We start from the raw sequence: 23,690 nt of genomic DNA, 5'->3' as shown, positions 1-23,690 counted from the left end.
CAACAATGAGCGTTCTCGCTGAGGTCTCCGGCAACGTCACCGCCATCGGTTACGGTCTCGCCGCCATCGGCCCCGGCATCGGCGTCGGCATCATCTTCGGTCAGGGCGTGCAGGCCATCGCGCGCCAGCCCGAGGCTTACGGCCTGATCCGCCAGAACATGCTCCTCGGCTTCGTCCTCACCGAGGCCCTCGCCCTGATCGGCCTGGTGGCGCCGTTCATCTTCTCGGGCATCTGATCGCCCTCAACTGACGAAAGGCTGCAACATGATCGTTAAGGCAGCTACGCTCCTTGCGGCGGAGGAGGGTGGCAACCCCCTCATCCCGCACACGTACGAGCTCGTCGTCGGTATCTTCGCGTTCCTCGTCGTCTTCCTCGTCGTCGGGCGCATGCTCGTGCCGCGTATCCAGAAGACGCTGGCCGAGCGGACGGACGCGATCGAGGGCGGCATCAAGCGGGCCGAAGAGGCCCAGGCCCAGGCCCAGGAGCTGCAGCGCCAGTACGCGGCCAACCTCGAGGAGGCCAGGCGCGAGGCCGCCAGGCTCCGCGAGGAGGCACGCGAGCAGGCGTCGCAGATCAAGGCCGAGCTCCGCGAGGAGGCGCAGGCCGAGGCCCGCCGCCTCGTCGAGGCTGCTCACGCGCAGATCGAGGCCGACCGTCAGGCCGCCTTCGCGCAGCTCCGCACCGAGATCGGCCGCCTGTCGACCGAGCTCGCGGGCCGCATCGTGGGCGAGTCGCTGGAGGACGAGGTTCGGCAGAGCCGCATCGTCGACCGGTTCCTCGACGAGCTGGAGAGCTCCAACGCGCAGGCGGTGCGCTGATGCGCGGTCTGAGCAGGACGTCGCTGGCCGAGGTCGAGGAGCGGTTCAACGCGGTCGCCGGCAGTGCCGACCTCGGGACGCTCTCCGACGAGCTGTTCGCGGTCGCGGATCTGCTCGACCGCGAGCACGGCCTGCGCCGCGCCCTGTCCGACCAGGCCAGGCCGGCGGAGGTCAAGACGCGCACCGTGCGCGCGCTGCTGGAGGGCAAGGTCGGCGCGGTCACGCTGACCACCGTCGAGAGCGCGGTCGCGGCTCGCTGGTCACGCGCCGGCGACCTCGCCGACGTGCTCGAACGGCTCGGCGTGGTCGCCGCGGCCGCTGAGGCGGAGAGCCAGTCGCGGCTCGACGACGTGGAGGACGAGCTCTTCCGCTTCGGTCGCGTCGTGGCCGCCAACCCCGACCTGCGCCGCGCGCTCGCCGACACCGCGGGCCCCGCCGAGGGCAAGCGGCAGCTGCTGAGCGACCTGCTCAGCGGCAAGGTGGCGCCCACCAGCCTGCGCCTCATCACGCAGGTGGTTCTGCACCCGCGAGGACGTAGCCTGGAAGTAGGGCTCGAGGAGTTCGGCCAGCTCGTGGCCCAGCAGCGCCAGCGCCTCGTGGCGGTGGTGCGCAGCGCCGTCGAGCTGACCGAGGCACAGAAGCGGCGCCTGTCGTCGTGGCTGCGCACCTCGTACGGGCGTGACGTGCACCTGAATGTCGAGGTGGACAAGCGAGTGCTCGGTGGGTTCTCGGTCCGCATCGGCGACGAGATCATCGACACCACCATCGTGGGACGAATCGAAGAAGTCCGCCGCCGGTTGGCCGGCTAGGCGAAATAGGGAGACAGAGTAGAGATGGCGGAGCTTACGATCCGGCCGGACGAGATCCGGGACGCGCTTGAGCGCTTCGTCCAGGCGTACGAACCGGAAGGCGCCGCGCGCGAGGAGATCGGGACCGTCGTCGACGCCGGCGACGGCATCGCCCATGTCTCCGGCCTGCCCTCGGCGATGGCGAACGAGCTGCTCGAGTTCGAGAACGGCACGCGCGGCCTGGCGCTCAACCTCGACACCCGTGAGATCGGTGTCGTGATCCTGGGCGACTTCAGCGGCATCGAGGAGGGCCAGACGGTCCGCAGGACGGGCGAGGTCCTGTCCGTGCCCGTCGGCGACGACTTCCTCGGCCGTGTGGTCGACCCCCTGGGCAACCCCCTCGACGGCAAGGGCGCCATCACCGCCGAGGGCACGCGTGCCCTTGAGCTGCAGGCCCCCTCGGTCGTCCAGCGGCAGCCGGTGAAGCAGCCGCTGCAGACCGGCATCAAGGCGATCGACGCCATGACGCCGATCGGCCGTGGCCAGCGCCAGCTGATCATCGGTGACCGCGGCACGGGCAAGACCGCGATCGCCGTCGACACCATCCTCAACCAGCGCGAGGCCTGGGCCTCCGGCGACCCGGCGCAGCAGGTCCGCTGCGTCTACGTCGCGGTCGGCCAGAAGGGCTCGACGATCGCGCAGGTCAAGGCCCGGCTCGAGGAGGCCGGCGCGATGGAGTACACCACCATCGTCGCCGCTCCCGCCTCCGACCCGGCCGGCTACAAGTACCTCGCCCCCTACACCGGTTCGGCCATCGGCCAGCACTGGATGTACCAGGGCAAGCACGTCCTCATCGTCTTCGACGACCTGACCAAGCAGGCCGACGCCTACCGCGCCGTGTCCCTGCTGCTGCGTCGCCCGCCGGGCCGTGAGGCCTTCCCCGGCGACGTCTTCTACCTCCACTCCCGGCTCCTGGAGCGTTGCGCCAGGCTCTCGGACGACATGGGCGGCGGCTCGATGACGGGTCTGCCGATCATCGAGACCAAGGGCAACGACGTGTCGGCGTTCATCCCGACCAACGTCATCTCCATCACCGACGGCCAGTGCTTCCTGGAGACCGACCTGTTCAACGCCGGCGTCCGCCCGGCCATCAACGTCGGCATCTCCGTCTCCCGAGTCGGCGGTTCGGCGCAGGTCAAGGCCATGCGCAAGGTCGCCGGCACGCTGAAGCTGTCGCTGTCCCAGTACCGCGACCTGGAGGCGTTCGCCTCGTTCGCCTCCGACCTCGACGCCGCCTCCCGTGCCCAGCTGGAGCGCGGTCAGCGGCTGGTCGAGCTGCTCAAGCAGCCCCAGTACTCCCCGTTCCCCGTGGAGCGCCAGGTCGTGTCGGTGTGGGCCGGCACCACCGGTGAGCTGGACGAGGTGCCGACCGAGGACATCCGCCGGTTCGAGGCCGAGTTCCTCGACTACCTGCAGTCCTCGCACAAGGGCGTCTTCGACACCATCCGCGAGACGAAGGACATGGGCGACGACACCGTCACCACCCTCAAGGACGCCATCACGGAGTTCAAGAAGGGCTTCACCACCTCCTCGGGCGAGCTGCTGGTGAAGGACGAGCCGGTCGCTCCGCTGGAGGCCGGCGAGGTCGGCCAGGAGAAGATCAAGAAGGTCGTCCGCCCGGCGACGGAGAAGTAGTCCATGGGTGCCCAGCTCAGGCTGCTGCGGCGGCGGATCAACTCGGTCAAGTCGACCGCGAAGATCACGCGCGCCCAGGAGCTCATCGCCTCCTCACGGATCGTGCGGGCGCAGCAACGGATGCAGGCGGCGCTGCCGTACGAGCGCGAGATCATCCGCGCCGTCACCGGCGTCGTCAGCAACGCGGCCAGCGTCGACCATCCGCTGACCGTGGCGAAGGACAACCCCGCCAAGGCGGGCGTTCTGATCGTCACGAGCGACAGCGGGTTCTGCGGCGGCTTCAACGCCAACGTGCTGCGTGAGGCCGAGGCCCTGCGCGGGCTGCTGGAGAGCCGTGGCCTTGAGGTCGTGCCGTTCGTCACCGGGCGCAAGGGTGTCACCTGGCACTCCTTCCGCGGCCGGACGATGGGCGGCGAGTGGGTCGGCTTCTCCAGGAAGCCGGCCTACGCCGACGCCAAGGAGATCGCGGGTGTCCTCATCGACTCGTTCAAGGACGAGAACGGCATCGACGAGATCCACATCGTCTCGACCGAGTTCATCTCCATGCTGACCCAGAACGTCGTCGTCAAGCGCGTTCTGCCGCTGGAGGTCGAGGAGACCGAGGCCACGGAGTCCACCCAGATTCCGCCGTACTTCGAGTTCGAGCCGACCGCCGGCGACGTGCTGGAGTCGCTGCTTCCGCGTTACGTGGAATCCCGGATCTTCACCGCGCTGCTGCAGTCGGCGGCCTCCGAGGAGGCCGCCAGGCGGCGCGCCATGAAGTCGGCGACCGACAACGCCAACGAGCTGATGCGGGTGCTCACCCAGCAGATGAACCAGGCTCGCCAGGCCGAGATCACCCAGGAAATCAGCGAGATCGTCGGTGGCGCCAACGCGCTCGCTGACGCCGCAGCGGGGAAAGAGTGAAATGACTGCAGAGGCTGTTGAAACTGTAGAAGCCGCCGCGGCCGGCACCGGCCGTGTGGCGCGCGTCACCGGCGCCGTCGTCGACGTGGAGTTCGGCGTCGACGCGATGCCCGACATCTATAACGCGCTCAAGGTCGAGGTCACCCTCGGCGGCGAGACCAAGACGCTGACCCTGGAGGTCGCCCAGCACCTCGGCGACAACCTGGTCCGCGCCATCTCCATGCAGCCCACCGACGGCCTGGTCCGCGGCCAGGCGGTGCAGGACACCGGCGCGCCGATCTCGGTGCCCGTCGGCGACGTCGTCAAGGGCCACGTGTGGAACGCGCTGGGCGAGACGCTGGACGTCCCGACCTCGTCGCTGAAGATCACCGAGCGGTGGGGCATCCACCGTCCGGCCCCGGCCTTCGACCAGCTCGAGTCCCGCACCGAGCTGCTCGTCACCGGCATCAAGGTCATCGACCTGCTCACCCCGTACGTGCAGGGTGGCAAGATCGGCCTGTTCGGCGGCGCCGGCGTGGGCAAGACGGTCCTCATCCAGGAGATGATCCGCCGTGTCGCCCGCAACTTCGGCGGCACCTCGTGCTTCGCCGGCGTGGGCGAGCGCACCCGTGAGGGCAACGACCTCTGGCTGGAGATGGAGGAGGCGGACGTCCTCAAGGACACCGCGCTCGTCTTCGGCCAGATGGACGAGCCGCCGGGCACCCGTCTGCGGGTCGCGCTGACGGCGCTGACCATGGCGGAGTACTTCCGCGACGTGCAGAAGCAGGACGTGCTGCTCTTCATCGACAACATCTTCCGCTTCACGCAGGCCGGTTCCGAGGTCTCCACCCTGCTCGGCCGCATGCCGTCGGCCGTGGGTTACCAGCCCACGCTGGCCGACGAGATGGGCGTGCTCCAGGAGCGCATCACCTCGACCCGCGGTCACTCGATCACCTCCATGCAGGCGATCTACGTCCCCGCGGACGACATCACCGACCCGGCCCCGCACAACGCGTTCGCGCACCTCGACGCGCAGACCGTTCTGTCGCGGCCGATCTCGGAGAAGGGCATCTACCCCGCGGTGGACCCGCTCGACTCCTCCTCCCGGATCCTCGACCCGCAGATCGTGGGCGAGGAGCACTACCGGGTGGCCCAGGAGACCAAGCGGATCCTGCAGAAGTACCGCGAGCTCCAGGACATCATCGCGATCCTCGGCATCGACGAGCTGTCCGAGGAGGACAAGGTCACCGTCCAGCGGGCCCGCCGCATCGAGCGCTTCCTGTCGCACCCGATGTACGCGGCCGAGGCCTTCACCGGCCAGCCGGGCGAGACCGTGCCCCTCGACGAGACCATCGCCTCCTTCAAGGGCCTCTGCGCGGGTGAGTACGACCACCTGCCCGAGCAGGCGTTCTTCATGGTCGGCGGCATCGAGCAGGCCGTGGCCAAGGCCAAGGAACTCCAGCGTCGCTAATCGCCATACGGTGGCGGCCCGGGCATGGTCCCGCGCCGCCACCTGATCGGAAAGGAACCTGCACAAGTGGCGAAGCTACGCGTAGGGGTTGTCTCACCCGAGCGTGAGATCTGGTCTGGCGAGGCCGACATGGTGATTGCCAAGACCGTGGACGGCGAGATCGGTATTATGCCGCAACATGCACCTGTGCTCGGCGTTCTCGTCGAGGGCGGTGTGCTGCGCGTGAAGCGGGAGGGCGAGGTCGACCTCGTGGCGGCTGTTCACGGCGGGTTCATCTCCGTGGCCGACAATGAGGTGTCCGTGCTCGCCGAGGTCGCCGAGCTCGGGTCGGAGGTCGACGTCGCGGCTGCCCGTGACGCGCTCGACCGCGCTCAGGCCTCCATCGAGGCCAACCAGGAAGACGCCGACGCGGCGATCGAGGCCAAGCGTGCCAGGGCCCGGCTCCGCGCGGCGGGGGAAGACGTATAACAGAGCTGTCAGGGGGCGGCATGGTGGCGACGGTTGTGGTTCTCGTAGTGCTGCTCGCCGCCCTCGTGGTGCCGCGCGTGTTCATGCTGCGCTCGCGCGGCAACGTACCCTGTCGGTTGCGGGCCGGTGACCGCGGCTGGCGCAGCGGGGTGGCCCGCTATGCCGACGGGGAACTCCACTGGATTCCGCTCCTGGGCGTCCGACTGAGGCCGCGCCACGCGATCGCGAGGCGCGGCCTCGTCGTTTCCGCCCGTCGCGAGCTCGGCGACGGCCTCTACGCGGTGGACTGCAGCGGCAGCACGCGGGGCATCTCGCTGGCGATGAGCGCCGACGCGCTCACGGGCTTCCTGGCGTGGCTGGAGTCCGCGCCGCCCAGTGCCTACCTCGACGTGGCCTGACGGGGCCGCAGCGCGGGCCTGAGCGCCGCCCCGGGGGTGTTCAGCGGGTCCCGCCCGGCTTCCACAGGATCTCCTGGCCGGCGTGGGCCACGCGGCAGGCGATGAACAGCAGGTCCGACAGCCGGTTGAGATATTTCGCGGTCAGCGGGTTCATGTCGTCGTGGATCTGCAGGGCGGCCCACGTGGTGCGCTCGGCCCTGCGTACGGTCACGCGGGCCACGTGCAGCGCCGCCGTCGCGGGGTCGCCGCCCGGCAGGATGAAGCTGCGCAGCGGCTTCAGCCCCTCGTTGAGCCGGTCGCACTGCTCCTCCAGCCGGTCGATGTAGGACTGCTCGACCCGCAGCGGCGGGTATTCGGGGTTGTCCGTGACCGGCGTGGCGAGGTCGGCGCCGACGTCGAAGAGCTCGTTCTGCAGGCGGGTCAGCAGCTCGGCCAGCTCGCCCGGCAGGGTGCCGAACGACAGGGCCAGCCCGAGGTGGGCGTTGGCCTCCTCCACGTCGGCGTACGCGGCCAGCCGCGGATCGGTCTTGGCGGTCGTGCTCATGTCGCTCAGCCTGGTGGTGCCGTCGTCGCCGGCACGGGTGTAGATGCGAGAGAGAACGACCGGTTTGTCCTTGTCGGCACGCGTCATGCGCTCAGCGTAATGACAAAAGTCATCCCGATCGGACGCGGGATGCATGTCCGGCCCGTGATTTCGGTGACTACCTGGGCGAACGGTGTGAACGCCACTATTGACCCATGACGAAGGAGAGGACCTGATGCTGGAGATAAGCGAGCTGCGCAAGCGCTTCGCGGGCGGCCCCGACGCCCCCGGCGGAAAGGTCGCGCTGGACGGCGTGGGCTTCAGCGTGCGGCCTGGGGAGATGTACGGGTTCGTCGGCGCGAACGGCGCCGGCAAGACGACCACCATGCGGATCGTCATGGGCGTGCTCCAGGCCGACTCCGGCTCGGTGAGCTGGCAGGGCCGCCCGCTCGACTACGACATGCGACGCCGCTTCGGCTACATGCCGGAGGAGCGCGGGCTGTACCAGAAGATGCGGGTCGCCGAGCAGATCGAGTACTTCGGCCGCCTGCACGGGCTCAGCGCGCCGGCCGCGCAGAAGGCCACCGAGGAGCTGATGGAGCGGCTGGGCATCGCCGAGCGCAGGAACGAGGCCGTGCAGGCGCTCTCGCTGGGCAACCAGCAGCGCGTGCAGCTCGCGGTCGCGCTGGTGCACGACCCCGAGGTGCTGGTGCTGGACGAGCCGTTCTCCGGCCTGGACCCGATCGCCGTGGACGCGCTGGCCGGCACCCTCCAGGAGCGGTGCAGGGGCGGCGTGCCGGTGATCTTCTCCAGCCACCAGCTCGAGCTGGTCGAGCGGCTGTGCGACGCGGTCGGCATCGTCGCGCGCGGGCGCATGGTGGCCTCCGGCACCGTGGCCGAGCTGCGTGCCGCCGAGGGCGACACGCTGCGCGTGGAGGTCCGCGACCCCGCCCCCGGATGGGCCGACGGCCTGCCCGGCACGGTCACCGTGCGCGGCGACCGGCACATCCTGCGCACGACGAACGCGGACGACCAGGAGGTCCTGCGCCGCGCGATCAAGGCGGGCCGCGTCGAGCACTTCGGCGTCGAGCAGCCGACCCTCACCGAGATCTTCAAGGAGGCCGTGGCGTGAACGGTGTGATGCTGGTCGCCCGCAGAGAGGTGATGACGCAGATCCGTACGAAGGGGTTCGTCATCGGCCTGCTGGTGACGGCTCTCCTGGTGGCGGCGGTGTCGTTCGCGCCCAAGCTCATGGACCGCCCCGACTCCTACACCATCGGCACCGTGAACAGCGAGCGGCTGCCGCTGGACCGGGCGGCGCCGGAGGCGAAGTTCGAGTGGCGGGAGTTCGCCGACGAGGCCACGGCCCGGCAGGCCGTGCTCGACGGCGACGTGGACGCCGTCGTGGTCGGCGGGACCAAGGTGCTGGCGGACGGCCAGCTCGACGACGAGCTCGGCGTGCTGCTGCAGAGCGTGAACCGCGAGGTCAAGCTCGGCGCGGCGGGCGTGTCGATCCCGCCGCTCCAGATGGAGACCGTGGGCGAGGACGCGCGGTACGACTCGGCCCGCACCGGGATCGCCGTGGTGCTCGTGCTGGTGCTGTTCATGCTGATCATCAGCCAGGTGTCGATGGTGGCGATGGGCGTCGTGGAGGAGAAGGGCAGCCGTATCGTGGAGATCCTGCTCTCCTCGATCCGGCCCTGGCAGCTGCTCGCCGGCAAGATCATCGGCCTGGGCGTGCTCGGCCTGATCAACCTGGTGGCGATCCTGGCCGTCGGCCTCGGCGCCGCGGCCGCCTCCGGCGCCGCCGCGAACTTCCCACCCGGCATCGGCGGGCTCGTGGCCGGGGTGCTGGTGTGGTTCGTGCTCGGCTACGCGTTCTTCGCGACGCTGTCGGCCGCGTTCGCCTCGCTCGTCTCCCGCCAGGAGGAGGTCGGCAGCGTGATCTCGCCGCTGACCATGGTCATCATGGTCACGTACTTCGTGGCCTTCTACGCCACCACCGACCCCACGGGCACGCTGGCCACGGTCATGTCGTACGTGCCGCCGTTCTCGTCCATGGTCATGCCGGTGCGGATGGCGGCGACCGAGGTGCCGCTGTGGCAGGTGGGCGCGTCCATGGCGGCCATGGTGCTGGCGGTGCTCGCGGTGCTGTCGTTCGGCGCCGGGGTGTACCGCCGGGCGGTGCTGCGCACGGGAGCGCGGCTCAAGCTCACCGAAGTGCTGCGCGCCGGGTAGGCGGACGGCGGCAGCATGGAAGCGCTCCAACGAGCCCGGCGCATCACGTGGATCACGTTGATCGCCGGTCTCGTCATGTTGTGGCTCATCCTCGCGCTGGGCAGCACGGTGCTGTTCGGCGAGGGGAGGTTCCCCTGGTGGCGTGCCGTGCCCGCGTTCGCGGCGGCGGTGGGCTTCACCTGGCTCGCCTGGCGGGCCATCGACGCCGTGATGGCCGGCCGCTATCCCCTCCGCGAGATCGTGGTGAGCGCGGTCCTCGCGGTCATCGGAGCGGCGGCGGGCGGGGGAGACCCCTTCGGCTGGGGCTTCCTCATCATGGTCTGGGTCTACACCGCCACGCTGCGGGTCTCCAAGCGCACAGCGGTCCTGCAGTCGGTGGGGGCCCTCGTGGTCGCCGTGGGGCTCGGCCTGCTCGGGGTGGTGACCGACACCGGGGTGACCGGCGCGGACCTGAGCCTGCCGGAGGCCGTGCTCTTCTACGGCGGGGTCTACGGCGTCTGGTGCGCCTCCCTGCCCCCGTCCGGCCGGCTGTGGTTGTGGATCTGGACACTGGCGGAGCAGGCGCACCAGGGCAGGGAGGCGCACACGCGGCTCGCGCTCGCCGAGGAGCGCCTGCGCTTCGCCCGCGACCTGCACGACCTGGTGGGCCACCAGCTCTCCGCCATCGCGGTCAAGACCGAGCTGGCCAAGCGGCTGTCGGAGGCCGATCCCGCGGCGGCGAGGGCCGAGCTGACCGAGATCAACACGCTCACCCGCAAGGCCCTGCGCGAGCTGCGCGAGGCCGTGCGCGGCTACCGCGAGCTTGACTTGACGGCCGAGCTGGATAGCGTGAAGGGAGTGCTCGAAGCGGCCGGGGTCCGCTGCGAGGTGCGCCTGCCCTATCGTGAGCTCCCCGCCGGGCTGGCCCCCGTCTTCGCCTTCGCGGTGCGCGAGGCGGTCACCAACGTGCTGAAGCACAGCACGGCGACGTTCTGCGACATCTCGATCAGGTTCACCCCCGAGCAGGCGGAGCTGTCCGTACGCAACGACGGGGTCGCCCGGAGGCAGGCCGCGGACCTGGGCAGCGGGCTCACCGGCATGGCGGAGCGGCTGGCCGCCGTGGGCGGCGCGGTGCGCGCCCGGCCCACGGAGGATGGCGAGTTCCTGCTCGAAGCTGTCGTGTCGCTGCCTGTGGATGGGTAGGGGTGACATGCAGGAGGTCCGTTCCGCGCATCTGTGCGCGCGGCGCGACCGGCTGTGCGCGTGACTGAGGAGGTGGCATGCGCGTCCGAGGCAATCCGAGAGCTCAAGTGGTGCGGATCGGGGCCAGGCTCGACGCCGGCACGTCTGCGGGGGTGCGCGAGCGGCTGCACGACGCTCTCGACGCCGGCGAGGGCGACCTGATCCTCGATCTCTCCGAGCTGGAGATGATCGACGCGACCGGTCTCGGCGTGCTCGTGGGGGCGCATCGGCGCGCGATGGGCGCGCAACGCCGCCTCGTCCTACGGGGGGTGCCACCGCGGATCATGCGGATCCTCGCGGTGACCCGGCTGAATCGGGTCCTGCTCGTGGAGGTTCCGGCGGCCGCGGTGGCCTGAGGACATATAGCGGCGGGCGGCGATCAGCCGCCGCCCGCTCTTTCTCACTTAGACAAAATCCGGATTACGGATGGTGCGCATCCCTATGCGCACGGAATACCGCGAGATTTATCCCGGTGCCGTCCCGGATCAGGGCGCGGCGAGGCTGCGCATGAAGATGTGCACCGCGGTCGCCACGAGATCGTCGGTGGCCGGCTGCGGCTCGGCCAGCAGCCATTCGATGAGCAACTCCTGCAACGCCCCAATGGCGCCGAGTGCCAGCAGCCGCCGATTCACGTGCGGATCCTGCGGAAAATCCGCGGCGGCCTCCTGGATGATGCGGGCGAAGGACTCTATGGCCCGCTGGCGCGACATTGACAGCACGTCGCCCGATCTGCGCACCTCGACGTGCATGATGCGGGCGCGGCGCCAGTCGGCCGTGGCGAACTCGATATAGGCGCGAATCCCCGCCCGCACCCGCCCTTCGAGGGTGTCCGGGGCCTCCTGTAACGCTTTGGCCACGACGCTCAGGCTTTCCTCCACGCAGCGCTGGTGCAGCGCCTGAAGCAGCTCCTCGCGACCGCCGAAACATTCGTAGAAGGCGCGGTTCGAGATCCGCGCCTCCGAGCACAACCTTTCGATCGTCGTCGCCGCGAATCCCGGCTTCGCGTATAGCGTGTAGGCGGCCGTCATCAGCCGCTCCCGTCTGTCCGCCAGCCTTTGCTCAGCCGACATTCCCCGGTAAGACCGGTTCACATTCCACCCGTCCAACATGATCGTGGCCCCCAGAGCACACAATTATGGACGGATGATCCGTTTAGGGAAAGAGTACGAAGATTATCTTTTACGTCGGCCGTGCAAGAACGTGACAAGCCTGATCAGCCGCTCAAGCTCGGCGGGCCCTCGGGAGAACGAGGTCAGGTTCATCCCGGGCATCGCGAAACGCTGTCGCGAGATCGCTTTGGGTCTGCTGAACTCGCGCAGGCCGTCGGCCCCGTGGATGCGCCCGAAGCCCGAGTCGCCGACGCCGCCGAACGGCAGGGACGGCACCCCGGCGAACGAGATGACCGAGTTGATCGCCGTCATACCGGTCCGCATGAGGCGGGCCAGCTCCGTCGCCCGGCGCGCGTTCCTGGAGAACACCGTCCCGCCGAGCCCGTACGACGAGGCGTTGGCCAGCTCCAGCGCCTCCTGCGCGTCGCGGGTGCGCCGCACGGTGATCGTGGGGCCGAACGTCTCCTCGCGCACGGCCGCGGAGTCCTCGGGCACGTCCTCGACGATGACCGGGTCCACGAACGGCGGCCGCACCGCCCCTGGCCCGCCGGTGACCACCCGGCCCGCCTTGGCGGCGTCGTCGATGTGCCGCTTGATGACCTCGACCTGGGCGGGCATGGTGATCGGCCCGTAGTCCTCACCGGCGCGCACCTTGGTCACCCGCTCGGACAGCTCGCGCATGAACCCGTCGTAGACCGCGTCCACGACGTAGACGCGCTCGACGCCCACGCAGGTCTGGCCGGCGTTCGACAGCGCGCCCCACAGGCAGGCGTCGGCGGCGGCGCCGAGGTCGGCGTCGGCGTCGACGATGAAGGCGTCCTTGCCCCCGCACTCGGCCACGATCGGCGTGAGGTTCTCGGCGCAGGCGGCCATGACGCGCTTGGCCGTGGCCGTCGAGCCGGTGAAGGCGATCTTGCGGACGCGCGGGTCGGCGGCCAGGGCCGCGCCGGTCTCGCCCAGGCCGGTCACCGCCTGGAAGACCGGGTGCTCGGGCACCGCCTCGGCGAACAGCTCCGCCAGCCGTACCCCGACGCCGGGGGTGAACTCGCTCGGCTTGAACACCACGGCGTTGCCGGCGGCCAGCGCGTACGCGATGGAGCCCATCGGCGTGAAGACCGGATAGTTCCAGGGGCCGATCACCCCGACGACCCCGAGCGGGAGGTATTCGAGCGTGGCGGCCAGGTTGAGGCCGATCATGCCGGTCGCGACGCGGCGGCGGCCCAGCACCTTGTGGGCGTTGCGCGCGGCCCAGTCGATGTGCGTGATCGCCAGCACGATCTCCAGCGTGGCGTCGCCGACCGGCTTGCCGGTCTCCTCGTGGACGAGCCGGGCGAGCTCCCGCAGGTCACGGGTGACGACCGCCTTGTAGTCGAGCAGCCGGCGCCGGCGCTCGGCGTGCCCCAGGCCCGCCCACCAGGCGGCGGCCGCGTCGGCCCGGCCGACCGCCTCGCGGACGGCCTCCGGGCCCTGCTTCGGGTGGCTGCCGACGATCGCGCCGGTGGCCGGGTTCAGTGAGTCGAACGTCACCGTGGTCATGGCGTCACGATAATCCGGTAAGCCATCGCTTACTAGGGCAAGGTGGGCGTGACGACCTGCGGCGCGTCAGAACAGGGTGGGGTTCTCCGGCTCGATGCCGCGCAGCGCGTCGTAGTCGAGCGTGACGCAGTCGATGCCGCGGTCGGTGGCGAGCACCCGGGCCTGCGGCTTGATCTCCTGGGCGGCGAAGACGCCGCGGACCGGCGCGAGCAGCGGATCGCGGTTGAGCAGCTCCAGATAGCGGGTGAGCTGCTCGACGCCGTCGATCTCGCCACGCCGCTTGATCTCCACGGCCACGGTCGCGCCGAGGCCGTCGCGGCAGAGGATGTCGACGGGACCGATGGCCGTCATGTACTCGCGGCGGATCAGCGAGTATCCCTCGCCCAGTGTCGTGATGTGCTCGGCGAGCAGCTCCTGCAGATGGGCCTCCACGCCGTCCTTGATGAGCCCGGGATCGACGCCCAGCTCGTGGCTGGAGTCGTGGAGGATCTCGGCCATGGTCAGGACCAGCTTCTCGCCGGTCTTGCCGTGGGTGACCGTCCAGGTGCCGCCGTCCTCCTTGAGCTTGCACGGCGGGTTCATCCAGTTGAGCGGCTTGAACGCGCGGTCGTCGGCGTGGATGCTCACGCTGCCGTCCGCCTTGATGAGCACGAGCCTCGGCGCCATCGGCAGGTGAGCCGTGAGCCGTCCTACGTAATCCACGCTGCATCGCGCGATGACCAGCCGCATGACGACCCACCTTAGCGGCTCTGGAAAACTGGGGGCATGGCGATCGACGGGGGCATGACGTTGCGCGGGTCCGGAGGCGGCACGGGATGAGCCCGCGACGGGCCCGCCGCAGGGAGTCCTCCCGCCCCTTCGGCTTCCCGACCGGCCTCGACAAGGTGGAGGAGTGGCCGGACGGCGAGTGGAAGGTCCGCATGCTCACGGGCGCCGCGTCGACGAAGAACTACCGCTGCCCCGGCTGCGACCAGGAGATCCGCCCCGGTCAGCCGCACCTGGTGTCCTGGCCCGCCTGGTCGGGCGGCGACGAGGAACGCCGCCACTGGCACCAGCCCTGCTGGCGCAAGAGGCTCGACCGCGGCCCCGGCCGCAGCCGTTACTAGCCCCCGTTACTAGCCCCGTTACTGGCCCCCGAAAGGAACGATGGTGGAGATTCGCGCGGCGACGGAGCTGCCGGCCCGGCGGGAGCCGATCGAGCTGCACACGGCCGACGGCCTGACCCTGGTCGGCGAGCTGGCCCTGCCGGCCGAGCGGGCCCCGGTCGCGACGCTGGTGACCCTGCACCCGCTGCCGACCCACGGCGGCTTCATGGACAGCCACCTCTACAAGAAGGCCGCCAACCGGCTGCCGGCCCTCGCGGACCTGGCGGTGCTGCGCTTCAACACGCGCGGCACCTCCTCGGATCGCGGCACCTCGCAAGGGGCCTTCGACGGGGGCGAGGGCGAGCGCTTCGACGTGGCCGCCGCGCTGGAGTACGCCGAGTTCCACGACCTGCCGCGGGTGTGGGTGGTCGGCTGGTCGTTCGGCACCGAGCTGGCGCTGAAGTGGGGGCACGACCCGCTGGTGCAGGGCGCCATCCTGCTCTCGCCGCCGCTGCACCGGGCCACCGACGACGACCTCGACGCCTGGGCGGCCTTCGGCCGGCCGCTGACCGCGCTGGTGCCGGAGTTCGACGACTACCTGCGGCCGGAGGAGGCGCGCGAGCGCTTCGCGCGGGTGCCGCAGGCCGAGGTCGTCGGCGTCGACGGGGCCAAGCACCTGTGGGTGGGGGAGCCGTACGTGCGGATCGTGCTCGACGAGATCGTCAAACGGGTCAACCCGGCCGCCTATCCGCTGCCCACCGAGGTCTGACGAGGATTTGCGCGCGGACGCGAGCTTTGAAGCTTTTCGTGAACATAATGAGCAGAACTCTGGACTCCACGTCTGACACAGGGTGACAATCCGAGCGTCAATCGAAGATCGTGGAGACGCCGGGCGGTGTCCGTTCCGCGCGTAACCCCTGCTCAGCATGGGCGAGGACAAATGCGGGTCGTGCGTTTACTAGGTGCGGCGGCGATGGCGTTTCCGATGGTGGCGGTGGTCCTGACACAGGCACCGTCCGCCGCGGCCGAGACCCCTCCGGCGGCGCATGCCGCGGCGCCGCCGGAGCAGGCCGGGCCGCCCGGCCAGGAGGGCGCGGAGCGGCAGGCGGCGGCCCTGGCCCGGCGGGACAACCGCACCGTCGAGATCGAGTCCATGCGCGGCGAGACCCGCCGCGTCTACGCCAAACCCGACGGCACGTTCACGCTGGAGCAGTACGTACGCCCGATCCAGGTCCGCAGGGACGGCGGCTGGGTGCCCGTGGACACCACGCTCCGCCTGCGCCCGGACGGCGCGATCGAGCCGGTCGCCGCCGCGGTCGGCGTCACCTTCTCCGGCGGCGGCGACGGCCCGCTGGCCCGCCTGTCGCGCGGCGGCAAGACCCTGGAGCTGGGCTGGACCGGCCCGCTGCCCAAACCCACGCTGAACGGCGACACCGCCACCTACGCCGAGGTCAGGCCGGGCGTCGACCTCCAGGTCACGGCCGACGTGGACGGCTTCTCGCACCTGCTCGTGGTCAAGACGCGGGAAGCCGCGCAGGGCCTGACCGAGCTGGCGTACCCGCTGGCCGCCGAGGGCCTGTCGGTGAAGACCGACGCCGCGGGCAACCTGCGGGCGCTCGACGAGGCAGGCGGCGCGCTCTTCCTCGCCCCCACGCCCAAGATGTGGGACTCCGAGGGCCTGACCAGCCCGAAGGCGCTCAGGGAAGGCCGCTCGCCCGAGGCCCGCGAGGCCACGATGGGCGTCGCGGTCAAGGGTCGCGAGCTGCGGCTCAAGCCGGACCGCGCGATGCTGACGGACCCGGAGACCCAGTTCCCCGTCTACCTCGACCCCTACTTCTCGGCCTCGCGCGGCTCGTGGACCGCGGTCTGGAGCAACTGGCCGAACTCCAACTACCTCAACTCCAGCGACGTCGCCCGGGTGGGGCACGTCGAGTCGCAGAAGAACCGCTCGTTCTTCCAGATGGCGACCGGCGCGACCATCCACGGCAAGCAGATCATCAAGGCGACGCTGCGGACGTACGAGACGTGGTCCTACTCCTGCAGCGCCCGCAAGGTCGAGGCGTGGGGCACCGGCGCGATCAGCTCCAGCACCACCTGGAACAAGCAGCCGTCCTGGACCAGGCTGCTGAGCACGGTGAACGTGGCCAAGGGCTGGGGCGCCTCCTGCCTGCCCGGCGGCGTCGAGTTCGACATCACCTCCTGGGCCGCCGACGCCGCGGCCAAGAAGTGGAACCAGATGACCGTCGGCCTCCGGGCCACCAGCGAGACCGACGTGTACGCCTGGAAGAAGTTCAAGAACAACCCGACCGCGGTCATCGAGTACAACTCCATCCCCAACGACCCGGTCGCCGCCGACGTCTGGTCGGACCCGGGCGGCCCCTGCGTCTCCGGCGACGACCGGCCCATCATCAGCACGGCCACGCCCAAGCTGTGGGCCAAGCTCAAGGACGCCGACAACTCGGTCAAGGGCCGCTTCGAGTGGTACAACGCCGCCGGTGTGAAGGCCGGCGAGTACGTCACCGCCACCGGCTCCTCCGGCACCGCCTTCGCCGCCACCGTCCCGACCAGCCTGTACGCCGACGGCGCACTGGTCCGCTGGCGGGTACGCGCCGAGGACGGCAAGGCGAACAGCGCCTGGAGCCCCTGGTGCGAGGCCACGGTGGACGCCACCGCGCCCGGCCAGCAGCCCACGATCATCTCCTCCGAATACCCGGAGAACAGCTGGTCCGACGGCCTCGGCCTGGCCGGGACGTTCAGCTTCGGCCCCAACGGCGTCACCGACGTGGCCTCCTACCTCTACGGGCTCGACACCAGCCCCACCACGGTGGTCGCGGCGGGCGAGGAAGGCAAGGCGACGGTCCAGATCACCCCGCGGCACGACGGCCCCAACGTGCTGTCGGTCCGCAGCAAGGACCGCGCCGGGCAGCTCGGCCCGATCCGCACGTACGTCTTCAACGTCAACTTCGGCCGCCCGCCGGCCGGGCACTGGCCGCTCGACGAGGGCCAGGGCGGCACCGCCGCCGACGCGGGGGGCACCCACCCCGCCACCCTGACCGGCGCGACGTGGACGAGCGGCCGCACCGGCTCGGCACTGCGCCTGGCCAGCGGCTCCGCGCAGACCTCCGGCCCGGTCCTCGACACGAGCCGCAACTTCGCCGTCGCCGCCTGGGCCCGCCTGACCTCCAACGCCGCCACCGCGACCCTGCTCACCCAGGAGGGCGGCAGGACCGGCGGGTTCGCCCTGCAGTACTCCAAGAGCGACGACCGCTGGGCGTTCACCCGCACCGCCGCCGACGCCGACGGCGTGGCGACCACCCGCGCCCTGTCGGCCGCCGCGCCCCGGCTGAACGAGTGGACCCACCTGGCCGGCGTCTACGACACGGCGTCCCGGCAGCTCTCGCTCTACGTCAACGGCCGCCTGGAGTCCACGGTCGCCTTCACCCAGCCGTGGAACGCCGCCGGCCCGTTCGTCGCCGGCCGAGGCAAGGTCGCGGGAGCGGCGGCCGAGTTCTGGCCGGGCGACGTGGACGACGTGCGCGCCTACGGCCGGGCCGTGTTCGCCGACGAGATCGCCGACCTGATCAACAGCGCGTCCACGCTGGTCGGCCACTGGACGCTGGACGAGGAGAGCGGCACCGCCGCCGCCGACTCCTCCGGCCGGGCCACGCCCGCCACGCTCGCCGGGGCCGCCTCCTGGACCTCCGGCTGGCTGGACGGCGCGCTCGCGCTCGACGGCGTCACCGGCGCGGCCCAGACCACCAAGCCCGCGGTCTCCACCGCCACCGGCTTCACGGTCGCCCTGTGGACCCAGCTCGACTACCTGCCCACCAAGGACGTCGCCGCCGTGTCCCAGACGGGCAACCGGGCCGCCGGGTTCCAGCTCGGCTACGACACCGCGCAGCAGCGCTGGGTGTTCGGGATGGCCTCGGCCGACACCGACACCGCGACCCTCGTACGGACCCGCTCCGACTCCCTCGCCAACCCGATGGAGTGGACCCACCTGGCCGGTGTGTACGACTCCCTGACCGGCCAGCTCCGCATCTACGTCAACGGCCGCCTGTCCGCCACCACGGTCACCGGCCACACCAGCACCTGGAACGCCACCGGACCGCTGCAGCTGGGCCGCACCAAGAGCGCGGGCGCCCTGACCGGCTACTGGCCGGGCACCGTCGACGACGTCCGCACCTACGACGGCGTGCTCAACGCCGATCAGATCGCCGCACTCGCCGCCCAATAATCCCTTCTTTTCGCCCAGTACACCCCCTCGAAGAGCAGCACCACCCGACTGGGAGAGTCATGGATCTGCCGAGTGAGTTAGAGCTGCCCGAATCCCGATGGAATCGCCCTCCGGAAACCCCGGAGTTCGCCGACGCCCCCGACCCCTACTGGAACCGCTTCCTCCACCCGAAGCCCGAATCCCCCTGGCCGCGCCGCCTGGCGACGATCCTGTCCGTCATCCTCATCGTTCCCATGGCGTACGCCATGCCCGCCGAGGCCGCTCCCCGCCCCGCTCCCCAGGTGCGGAAGGAGACCCCGGTCAAGGGCACCAAGGTCCCGGTCCTGCCGCCGCTGGACAACCCGGTCGCCAAGCAGGTCTGGACGGCCCCGCCCGGCGTGAGCTGGCCGAAGCCGCAGACCGCCGAGCTGGGCGGCACGGACGCGGCGGCGCGGACCCTCGCCGCCGGCGACTTCCCGGTCAGGCTGGCCCCGCCGCAGAAGGCCGCGAAGAACGCCAAGTCCGCCGACGCGGCGGAGGCGGCGGAGGCGGTGACCCCCGTCAAGGTCGAACTGCTCGACCCCGCCAAGTCCGACCGGCTCGGCCTGACGATGCGCGTCTCCCCGAGCGAGAACGGGGTGGCCGCCCGCTCGGCCGGCAAGGCGACGACGACCCGGCTCCAGATCGACTACTCCGGTTTCCGCTACGCCTACGGCGGCGACTACGGCGCCCGCCTGCGCGTGGTCAAGCTGGAGGAGTGCGCGCTCACCGGCGCCGCGGACTGCCCGCAGCCCACGCCGGTCAAGAGCGAGAACAACGCCGCAGACGGCACGGTGACCGCCGAGGTCGAGACGGCCGGCCTGTACGCGGTGACCGCCGCCGCCTCGGGCCCGTCGGGCGACCACGCCGCCACCTCCCTGTCGGCGGCGTCCGACTGGAGCGTCGGCACCCAGTCCGGCGACTTCAGCTGGGGCTACGAGATGCGCGTGCCGCCGTCGCTGGGCGGTGAGGAGCCGGAGATCTCGCTCGGCTACTCCTCGCAGAGCGTGGACGGGCGCACCGTCTCCACCAACAACCAGACGTCCTGGGCCGGTGAGGGCTTCGAGCTGAACCCCGGCGGCTTCATCGAGCGCCGGTACAAGTCGTGCATGCTCGACGGCAAGAAGACCGGCGACCTGTGCTGGGACCAGGACAACGCCATCATGTCGCTCGGCGACTCGTCGGTCGAGCTGATCAAGGACGCCACCACCAAGCAGTGGCGGCCCAAGCGCGACGACGGCACCAGGATCGAGTACCTCACCGGCGCCACCAACGGCGACAACAACGGCGAGTACTGGCGGGTCACCACGCCGGACGGCAACCAGTACACCTTCGGCCTGAACCGGCTGCCCGGCTGGGCCAGCGGCAAGGCCGAGACCAAGTCGGTGCAGACCGTGCCAGTGTTCGGCAACAACAGCGGCGAGCCCTGCTACAACAGCACCCCGGCCAACGCCTGGTGCCAGCAGGCCTACCGGTGGAACCTCGACTACGAGGTGGACACGCACGGCAACGCCACCACGTACTGGTACGAGCGCGAGACCAACTACTACGGCCGCAACATGAAGCCGGAGCAGGGCACCCAGTACGTGCGCGGCGCCTACCTGACCCGCATCGACTACGGCTACCTGAGCAACGAGCTGTTCACCAAGCAGCCGGCCGCCCGCGTGGTGTTCGACGTGGCCGAGCGCTGCCTGCCCAGCGGCACGGTCACCTGCGCGCCCGAGCAGCTCAAGAAGGAGACCGCGAGCCACTGGCCGGACGTGCCGTTCGACCAGATCTGCGACAGCGGGGTGAAGTGCACCGACCGCCTCGCGCCGACGTTCTTCACCCGCAAGCGGCTGGTCAAGGTCACCACGCAGGTGCGCAACGCGGCCGGCCAGTTCACCCCGGTGGACTCGTGGGCGCTGACGCACCAGTTCCCCGCCTCCGGTGACGGGATGAGCCCGGCGCTGTGGCTGGCCTCGATCCGGCAGACCGGCCACGTGGGCGGCACGATCACGTTGCCGCCGGTGACGTTCATCGGCGTGCAGCTGCCCAACAGGGTCGACGCGAACGAGGGCCGGGCCCCGCTGGTCAAGTGGCGGGTGCAGGCCATCAACAACGAGTACGGCGGCGAGCTGCGCATCAACTACTCGGCGGCCGACTGCAAGCCGGGCGACGTGCCCGCGGCCGACAAGAACACCAGGCGCTGCTTCCCGCAGCGCTGGGCCCCGCCGAACGAGGCCGAGGTCACCGACTGGTTCCACAAGTACCTGGTGGCCCAGACCATCGAGGTGGACCGGGTGGCCGGCTCGCCGAACGTGGTCACCGACTACGAGTACCTCGACGGCGCCGCCTGGCACTACGCCGACAACATCCTGGTCAAGCCCGAGCACCGCACGTGGGCCGACTACCGCGGCTACGGCCGGGTCCGCGTCCGCGAGGGCGACGGGCAGGACGGCAAGCGCACGCTGACGGAGTTCCGCTACTTCCGCGGCATGCACGGCGACAGGCTCGCCGACGGCTCCAAGCGCAGCGTCCAGGTGGAGGACTCCGAGGGCGTCAAGCGCGACGACCTCGACCAGCTCGCCGGGTTCGAGCGGGAGGAGACCCTCTTCGACGGTGACGGCGGCGCGGTGCTGACCTCGACCGTCCAGGACGCCTGGTCGGCCAAGACGGCCGAGTCCACGCAGGGCGGCGTCACCAAGACCGCGTACATGGTGCAGCCCACGTCCATGGTCACCCGCACCGCGGTGTCGGGCGGCAAGTGGCGGCGTACCGGCGAGGACCGCACGTACGACACCAAGGGCCTGCTGCTGCAGGTCGAGGAGAAGGGCGACCTGGCCACCGCCGACGACGACCAGTGCACCCGCTACACCTACGCCCGCAACGACACGAGCTGGATGCTCGACTTCCCCAGCAGGGTGCAGAAGGTCGCGGCGGCCTGCACCACCGGGGTGGCCAAGCTGGCCGCCGACGAGATCCTCGCCGACGAGAAGATCCAGTACGACGGCCAGTCGAACGGCCAGGCCCCGACCAAGGGCGACGTGACCGCGGTGCAGGAGCTCGTCTCGGCCGAGGGGCAGACGATCACCGGCAGCGCCAACACGTACGACGCCTACGGCCGCGAGACCAGCGAGACCGACCCGGTCGGCACCAAGTCCGTCACCACCTACGTCCCGGCCTCCGGCGCCCTGCCGACGGAGACCACCGAGACCAACCAGCTCGGCCACACCGAGCGCACCATGCTCGAACCGGCGTGGGGCGAGCCGACCGCCGAGGTCGACGCCGCGGGCCGGCGCGTGGACATGGAGTACGACGCGCTCGGCCGGCTGATCAAGGTCTGGCAGCCGGACCGCAGCAAGGCCGCCGGCCAGTCGCCCAGCACCGAGTTCTCCTACCAGGTGCGCAACGACGGCCCCAGCGTCGTCACGACCAAGACGCTGAACGCCGACGGCACCTACACCACCAGTCACGAGCTGTTCGACGGTCTGATGCGCGAGCGCCAGACCCAGGAACCCGCCCCCGTCGACGACCAGACGCAGGATCCGGCGCTGCGCGACGGGCGCACGATCACCGACACCTTCTACAACTCGCAGGGCGAGGAGTACAAGGCCAACACCGGCTACTTCGCCACCGGCAAGCCGTCCACCGAGCTGTTCGGGGTGGCAGACGCCGCGGTCCCCACCCAGGTCGTCACGCTGTTCGACGGCGCGGGTGAGGCCAACGCCGAGGTCTTCAAGGTCAAGGGCGTGGAGAAGTACCGCGTCTCGGCCAAGGACCAGGGCGACCGGCTGGACGTCACGCCGCTGCCGGGCGACACCGCCACCACCAGGATCGGCGACGCGCAGGACCGGCTCGTCGAGCTGCGCCAGTACAAGGGCTCGACCCCGACCGGCGAGTACGAGTCCACCAAGTACACCTACGACAAGGCCGGCCGGCTGGCGACGGTGACCGACGCGGCGGGCAACGTCTGGCGGCACCACTACGACCTGCGCGGCCGCGAGATCAGGACGGAGGACCCCGACAAGGGCGTCACGACCACCACGTACAACGACGCCGACGAGATCGTCACCACCACCGACGCGCGCGGCCGGACCCTCTGGTACGGCTACGACGCCCTCGGCCGCAAGACGGAGCTGCGCGAGGGCTCGGCGACCGGCACGCTGCTGGCCGAGTGGAAGTACGACGCGCTGGCCAAGGGCCACATGCACGCGGCCATCCGGTACGTGGACGGGCAGGCGTACACCGCCGAGATCAACGCCATCGACTCCGACTACCGCACGCTCCGCCAGACCGTGACCATCCCGGCACGGGAGGGCAAGCTGGCGGGTTCCTACCAGCTCAACACCCGCTACACGCTCGACGACCAGGTCCAGTCGATCAGCTTCCCGGCGGGCGGCGGCCTGGCCGAGGAGTCGGTCGTCTACAGCTACGACGGGCTGAACCAGCCGGTCAAGGTCACCGGCCTGTCGGCGTACGTGAGCGCGGCCCGCTACAGCAAGCTCGGCGAGACCCTCCAGTACGAGCTGGGCGAGGGCAGCAAGAAGACCTGGCTGACCTACACCCACGACGAGGGCACCCGCAGGCTCACCGGCATGCGGCTGGACCGGGCCGGCGCGCCCGCCAGCGACCTGGACCTGTCCTACACCTACGACGCGGCCGGCAACGTCACCAAGATCGCCGACCGGGCCGTCCAGGACACCCAGTGCTTCACCCACGACCATCTGCGCCGGCTGACCTCCGCGTGGACGGCCACCGACGACTGCGCGAGCGGCGCCCCGCAGTCAAGCAAGATCGGCGGCGTGGCCCCGTACGCGGTCAGCTACGCCTATGACGTCACCGGCAACCGTACGAAGGAGACCAAGCACGCCTGGGGCGGCGCCAACGAGCAGGTGCGCACCTACACCTACCCGGCGGCCGGCGGCAAGCAGCCGCACGCGCTGCAGAGCGTCGGCGCCGACCTGTTCGGCTACGACGCCGCCGGCAACACCACCAGGCGCAAGGTCGGCAACGCCGACCAGACCCTGACCTGGGACGCCGAAGGCAACCTGGAGTCGGTGACCGAGGGCGGCAAGACGACCTCGTTCGTCTACGACGCCGACGGCGACCGGCTGCTGCGCAAGACGCCCACGGACGCCACCCTCTACATCGACGACATGGAGCTGCGGCTCGACTACGCCAAGAACACCGTCGAGCAGACCCGCTACTACACCATCG

The 23,690-nt window shown here is 70.5% G+C and carries 20 protein-coding genes; 16 read left to right on the top strand and 4 right to left on the bottom strand.

Annotated features, from left to right (window positions below; genetic code table 11):
* Positions 1 to 5 precede the first annotated feature (5 nt).
* From atpE to AC27IY_RS43990, 8 genes are all read left to right on the top strand, one after another.
* Positions 6 to 236, top strand: coding sequence for an ATP synthase F0 subunit C (gene atpE / locus AC27IY_RS44025; RefSeq protein ID WP_020546689.1), 231 nt, complete (start codon positions 6 to 8; stop codon positions 234 to 236).
* A 28-nt stretch (positions 237 to 264) separates the two neighbouring features.
* Positions 265 to 819, top strand: coding sequence for a F0F1 ATP synthase subunit B (locus AC27IY_RS44020; protein ID WP_423444136.1), 555 nt, complete (start codon positions 265 to 267; stop codon positions 817 to 819).
* The gene (locus AC27IY_RS44015; protein ID WP_487181645.1) at positions 819 to 1,628 is read left to right on the top strand and encodes a F0F1 ATP synthase subunit delta; all 810 of its coding nucleotides are present in this window, start codon (positions 819 to 821) and stop codon (positions 1,626 to 1,628) included. The genes AC27IY_RS44020 and AC27IY_RS44015 overlap by 1 nt, the downstream gene beginning before the upstream one ends.
* 24 nt (positions 1,629 to 1,652) lie before the next feature.
* Complete coding sequence (gene atpA / locus AC27IY_RS44010) at positions 1,653 to 3,302, top strand: F0F1 ATP synthase subunit alpha (RefSeq protein WP_364448958.1); 1,650 nt, start codon at positions 1,653 to 1,655, stop codon at positions 3,300 to 3,302.
* Positions 3,303 to 3,305: 3 nt separating this feature from the next.
* The gene (locus tag AC27IY_RS44005) at positions 3,306 to 4,208 is read left to right on the top strand and encodes a F0F1 ATP synthase subunit gamma (protein ID WP_344209455.1); all 903 of its coding nucleotides are present in this window, start codon (positions 3,306 to 3,308) and stop codon (positions 4,206 to 4,208) included.
* Position 4,209: 1 nt separating this feature from the next.
* Positions 4,210 to 5,658, top strand: coding sequence for a F0F1 ATP synthase subunit beta (atpD, locus tag AC27IY_RS44000; protein WP_344209453.1), 1,449 nt, complete (start codon positions 4,210 to 4,212; stop codon positions 5,656 to 5,658).
* Between the two features lie 66 nt (positions 5,659 to 5,724).
* Positions 5,725 to 6,126 (top strand): F0F1 ATP synthase subunit epsilon, encoded by a 402-nt coding sequence (locus AC27IY_RS43995; RefSeq protein WP_091090848.1) that lies wholly within the window; start codon positions 5,725 to 5,727, stop codon positions 6,124 to 6,126.
* A 35-nt stretch (positions 6,127 to 6,161) separates the two neighbouring features.
* Positions 6,162 to 6,524, top strand: a complete 363-nt coding sequence (locus AC27IY_RS43990; protein ID WP_344209450.1) for a DUF2550 domain-containing protein — start codon at positions 6,162 to 6,164, stop codon at positions 6,522 to 6,524.
* A 40-nt stretch (positions 6,525 to 6,564) separates the two neighbouring features.
* On the opposite strand, the gene AC27IY_RS43985 is transcribed toward AC27IY_RS43990, so the two are convergent.
* Entirely contained in the window at positions 6,565 to 7,155 is a 591-nt protein-coding gene (locus AC27IY_RS43985) for a cob(I)yrinic acid a,c-diamide adenosyltransferase (RefSeq protein ID WP_487181644.1), read from the bottom strand.
* Positions 7,156 to 7,282: 127 nt separating this feature from the next.
* On the opposite strand from AC27IY_RS43985, the gene AC27IY_RS43980 reads away from it, so the two are divergent.
* The 4 genes from AC27IY_RS43980 (at position 7,283) to AC27IY_RS43965 (ending at position 10,862) form a co-directional block, all read left to right on the top strand.
* A complete protein-coding gene (locus AC27IY_RS43980) occupies positions 7,283 to 8,179 on the top strand; it encodes an ABC transporter ATP-binding protein (RefSeq protein ID WP_344209446.1) in 897 nt (298 codons plus the stop codon).
* Entirely contained in the window at positions 8,176 to 9,285 is a 1,110-nt protein-coding gene (locus AC27IY_RS43975) for an ABC transporter permease (RefSeq protein ID WP_423444144.1), read from the top strand. The genes AC27IY_RS43980 and AC27IY_RS43975 overlap by 4 nt, the downstream gene beginning before the upstream one ends.
* A 15-nt stretch (positions 9,286 to 9,300) precedes the next feature.
* Complete coding sequence (locus AC27IY_RS43970) at positions 9,301 to 10,467, top strand: sensor histidine kinase (RefSeq protein ID WP_423444146.1); 1,167 nt, start codon at positions 9,301 to 9,303, stop codon at positions 10,465 to 10,467.
* 77 nt (positions 10,468 to 10,544) lie between these two features.
* On the top strand, positions 10,545 to 10,862 hold the full coding sequence (locus AC27IY_RS43965) for an STAS domain-containing protein (RefSeq protein ID WP_344209440.1): 318 nt from the start codon (positions 10,545 to 10,547) through the stop codon (positions 10,860 to 10,862).
* Between the two features lie 129 nt (positions 10,863 to 10,991).
* Here the strand turns inward: AC27IY_RS43965 and AC27IY_RS43960 are convergent, their stop codons facing one another.
* The 3 genes from AC27IY_RS43960 to nucS all read right to left on the bottom strand — a co-directional run bounded on the left by AC27IY_RS43960 (position 10,992) and on the right by nucS (position 13,880).
* Entirely contained in the window at positions 10,992 to 11,534 is a 543-nt protein-coding gene (locus AC27IY_RS43960) for a TetR/AcrR family transcriptional regulator (RefSeq protein ID WP_487181643.1), read from the bottom strand.
* A gap of 144 nt (positions 11,535 to 11,678) precedes the next feature.
* Positions 11,679 to 13,151 carry an aldehyde dehydrogenase family protein gene (locus AC27IY_RS43955; RefSeq protein ID WP_487181642.1) on the bottom strand — a complete coding sequence of 491 codons (1,473 nt, stop codon included), beginning with the start codon at positions 13,149 to 13,151 and terminating at the stop codon, positions 11,679 to 11,681.
* Between the two features lie 66 nt (positions 13,152 to 13,217).
* Positions 13,218 to 13,880: an endonuclease NucS gene (gene nucS, locus AC27IY_RS43950; protein ID WP_329584061.1), complete on the bottom strand. Its 663-nt coding sequence runs from the start codon at positions 13,878 to 13,880 to the stop codon at positions 13,218 to 13,220.
* 86 nt (positions 13,881 to 13,966) lie between these two features.
* Here nucS and AC27IY_RS43945 point away from each other — a divergent pair, with 86 nt between their 5' ends.
* The 4 genes from AC27IY_RS43945 to AC27IY_RS43930 all read left to right on the top strand — a co-directional run.
* Positions 13,967 to 14,257: an ATP/GTP-binding protein gene (locus AC27IY_RS43945; RefSeq protein WP_364448934.1), complete on the top strand. Its 291-nt coding sequence runs from the start codon at positions 13,967 to 13,969 to the stop codon at positions 14,255 to 14,257.
* Between the two features lie 43 nt (positions 14,258 to 14,300).
* Positions 14,301 to 15,005, top strand: coding sequence for an alpha/beta hydrolase (locus tag AC27IY_RS43940; RefSeq protein WP_344210458.1), 705 nt, complete (start codon positions 14,301 to 14,303; stop codon positions 15,003 to 15,005).
* Between the two features lie 204 nt (positions 15,006 to 15,209).
* Entirely contained in the window at positions 15,210 to 18,473 is a 3,264-nt protein-coding gene (locus tag AC27IY_RS43935) for a LamG-like jellyroll fold domain-containing protein (protein ID WP_487181641.1), read from the top strand.
* Positions 18,474 to 18,532: 59 nt separating this feature from the next.
* Positions 18,533 to 23,690 (top strand): type IV secretion protein Rhs (locus AC27IY_RS43930; RefSeq protein ID WP_487181640.1); only part of this gene is annotated, 5,158 nt, incomplete at its 3' end.

Source organism: Nonomuraea sp. B208 (assembly GCF_057536035.1).
This window is presented reverse-complemented; position numbering and strand designations above follow the sequence as displayed.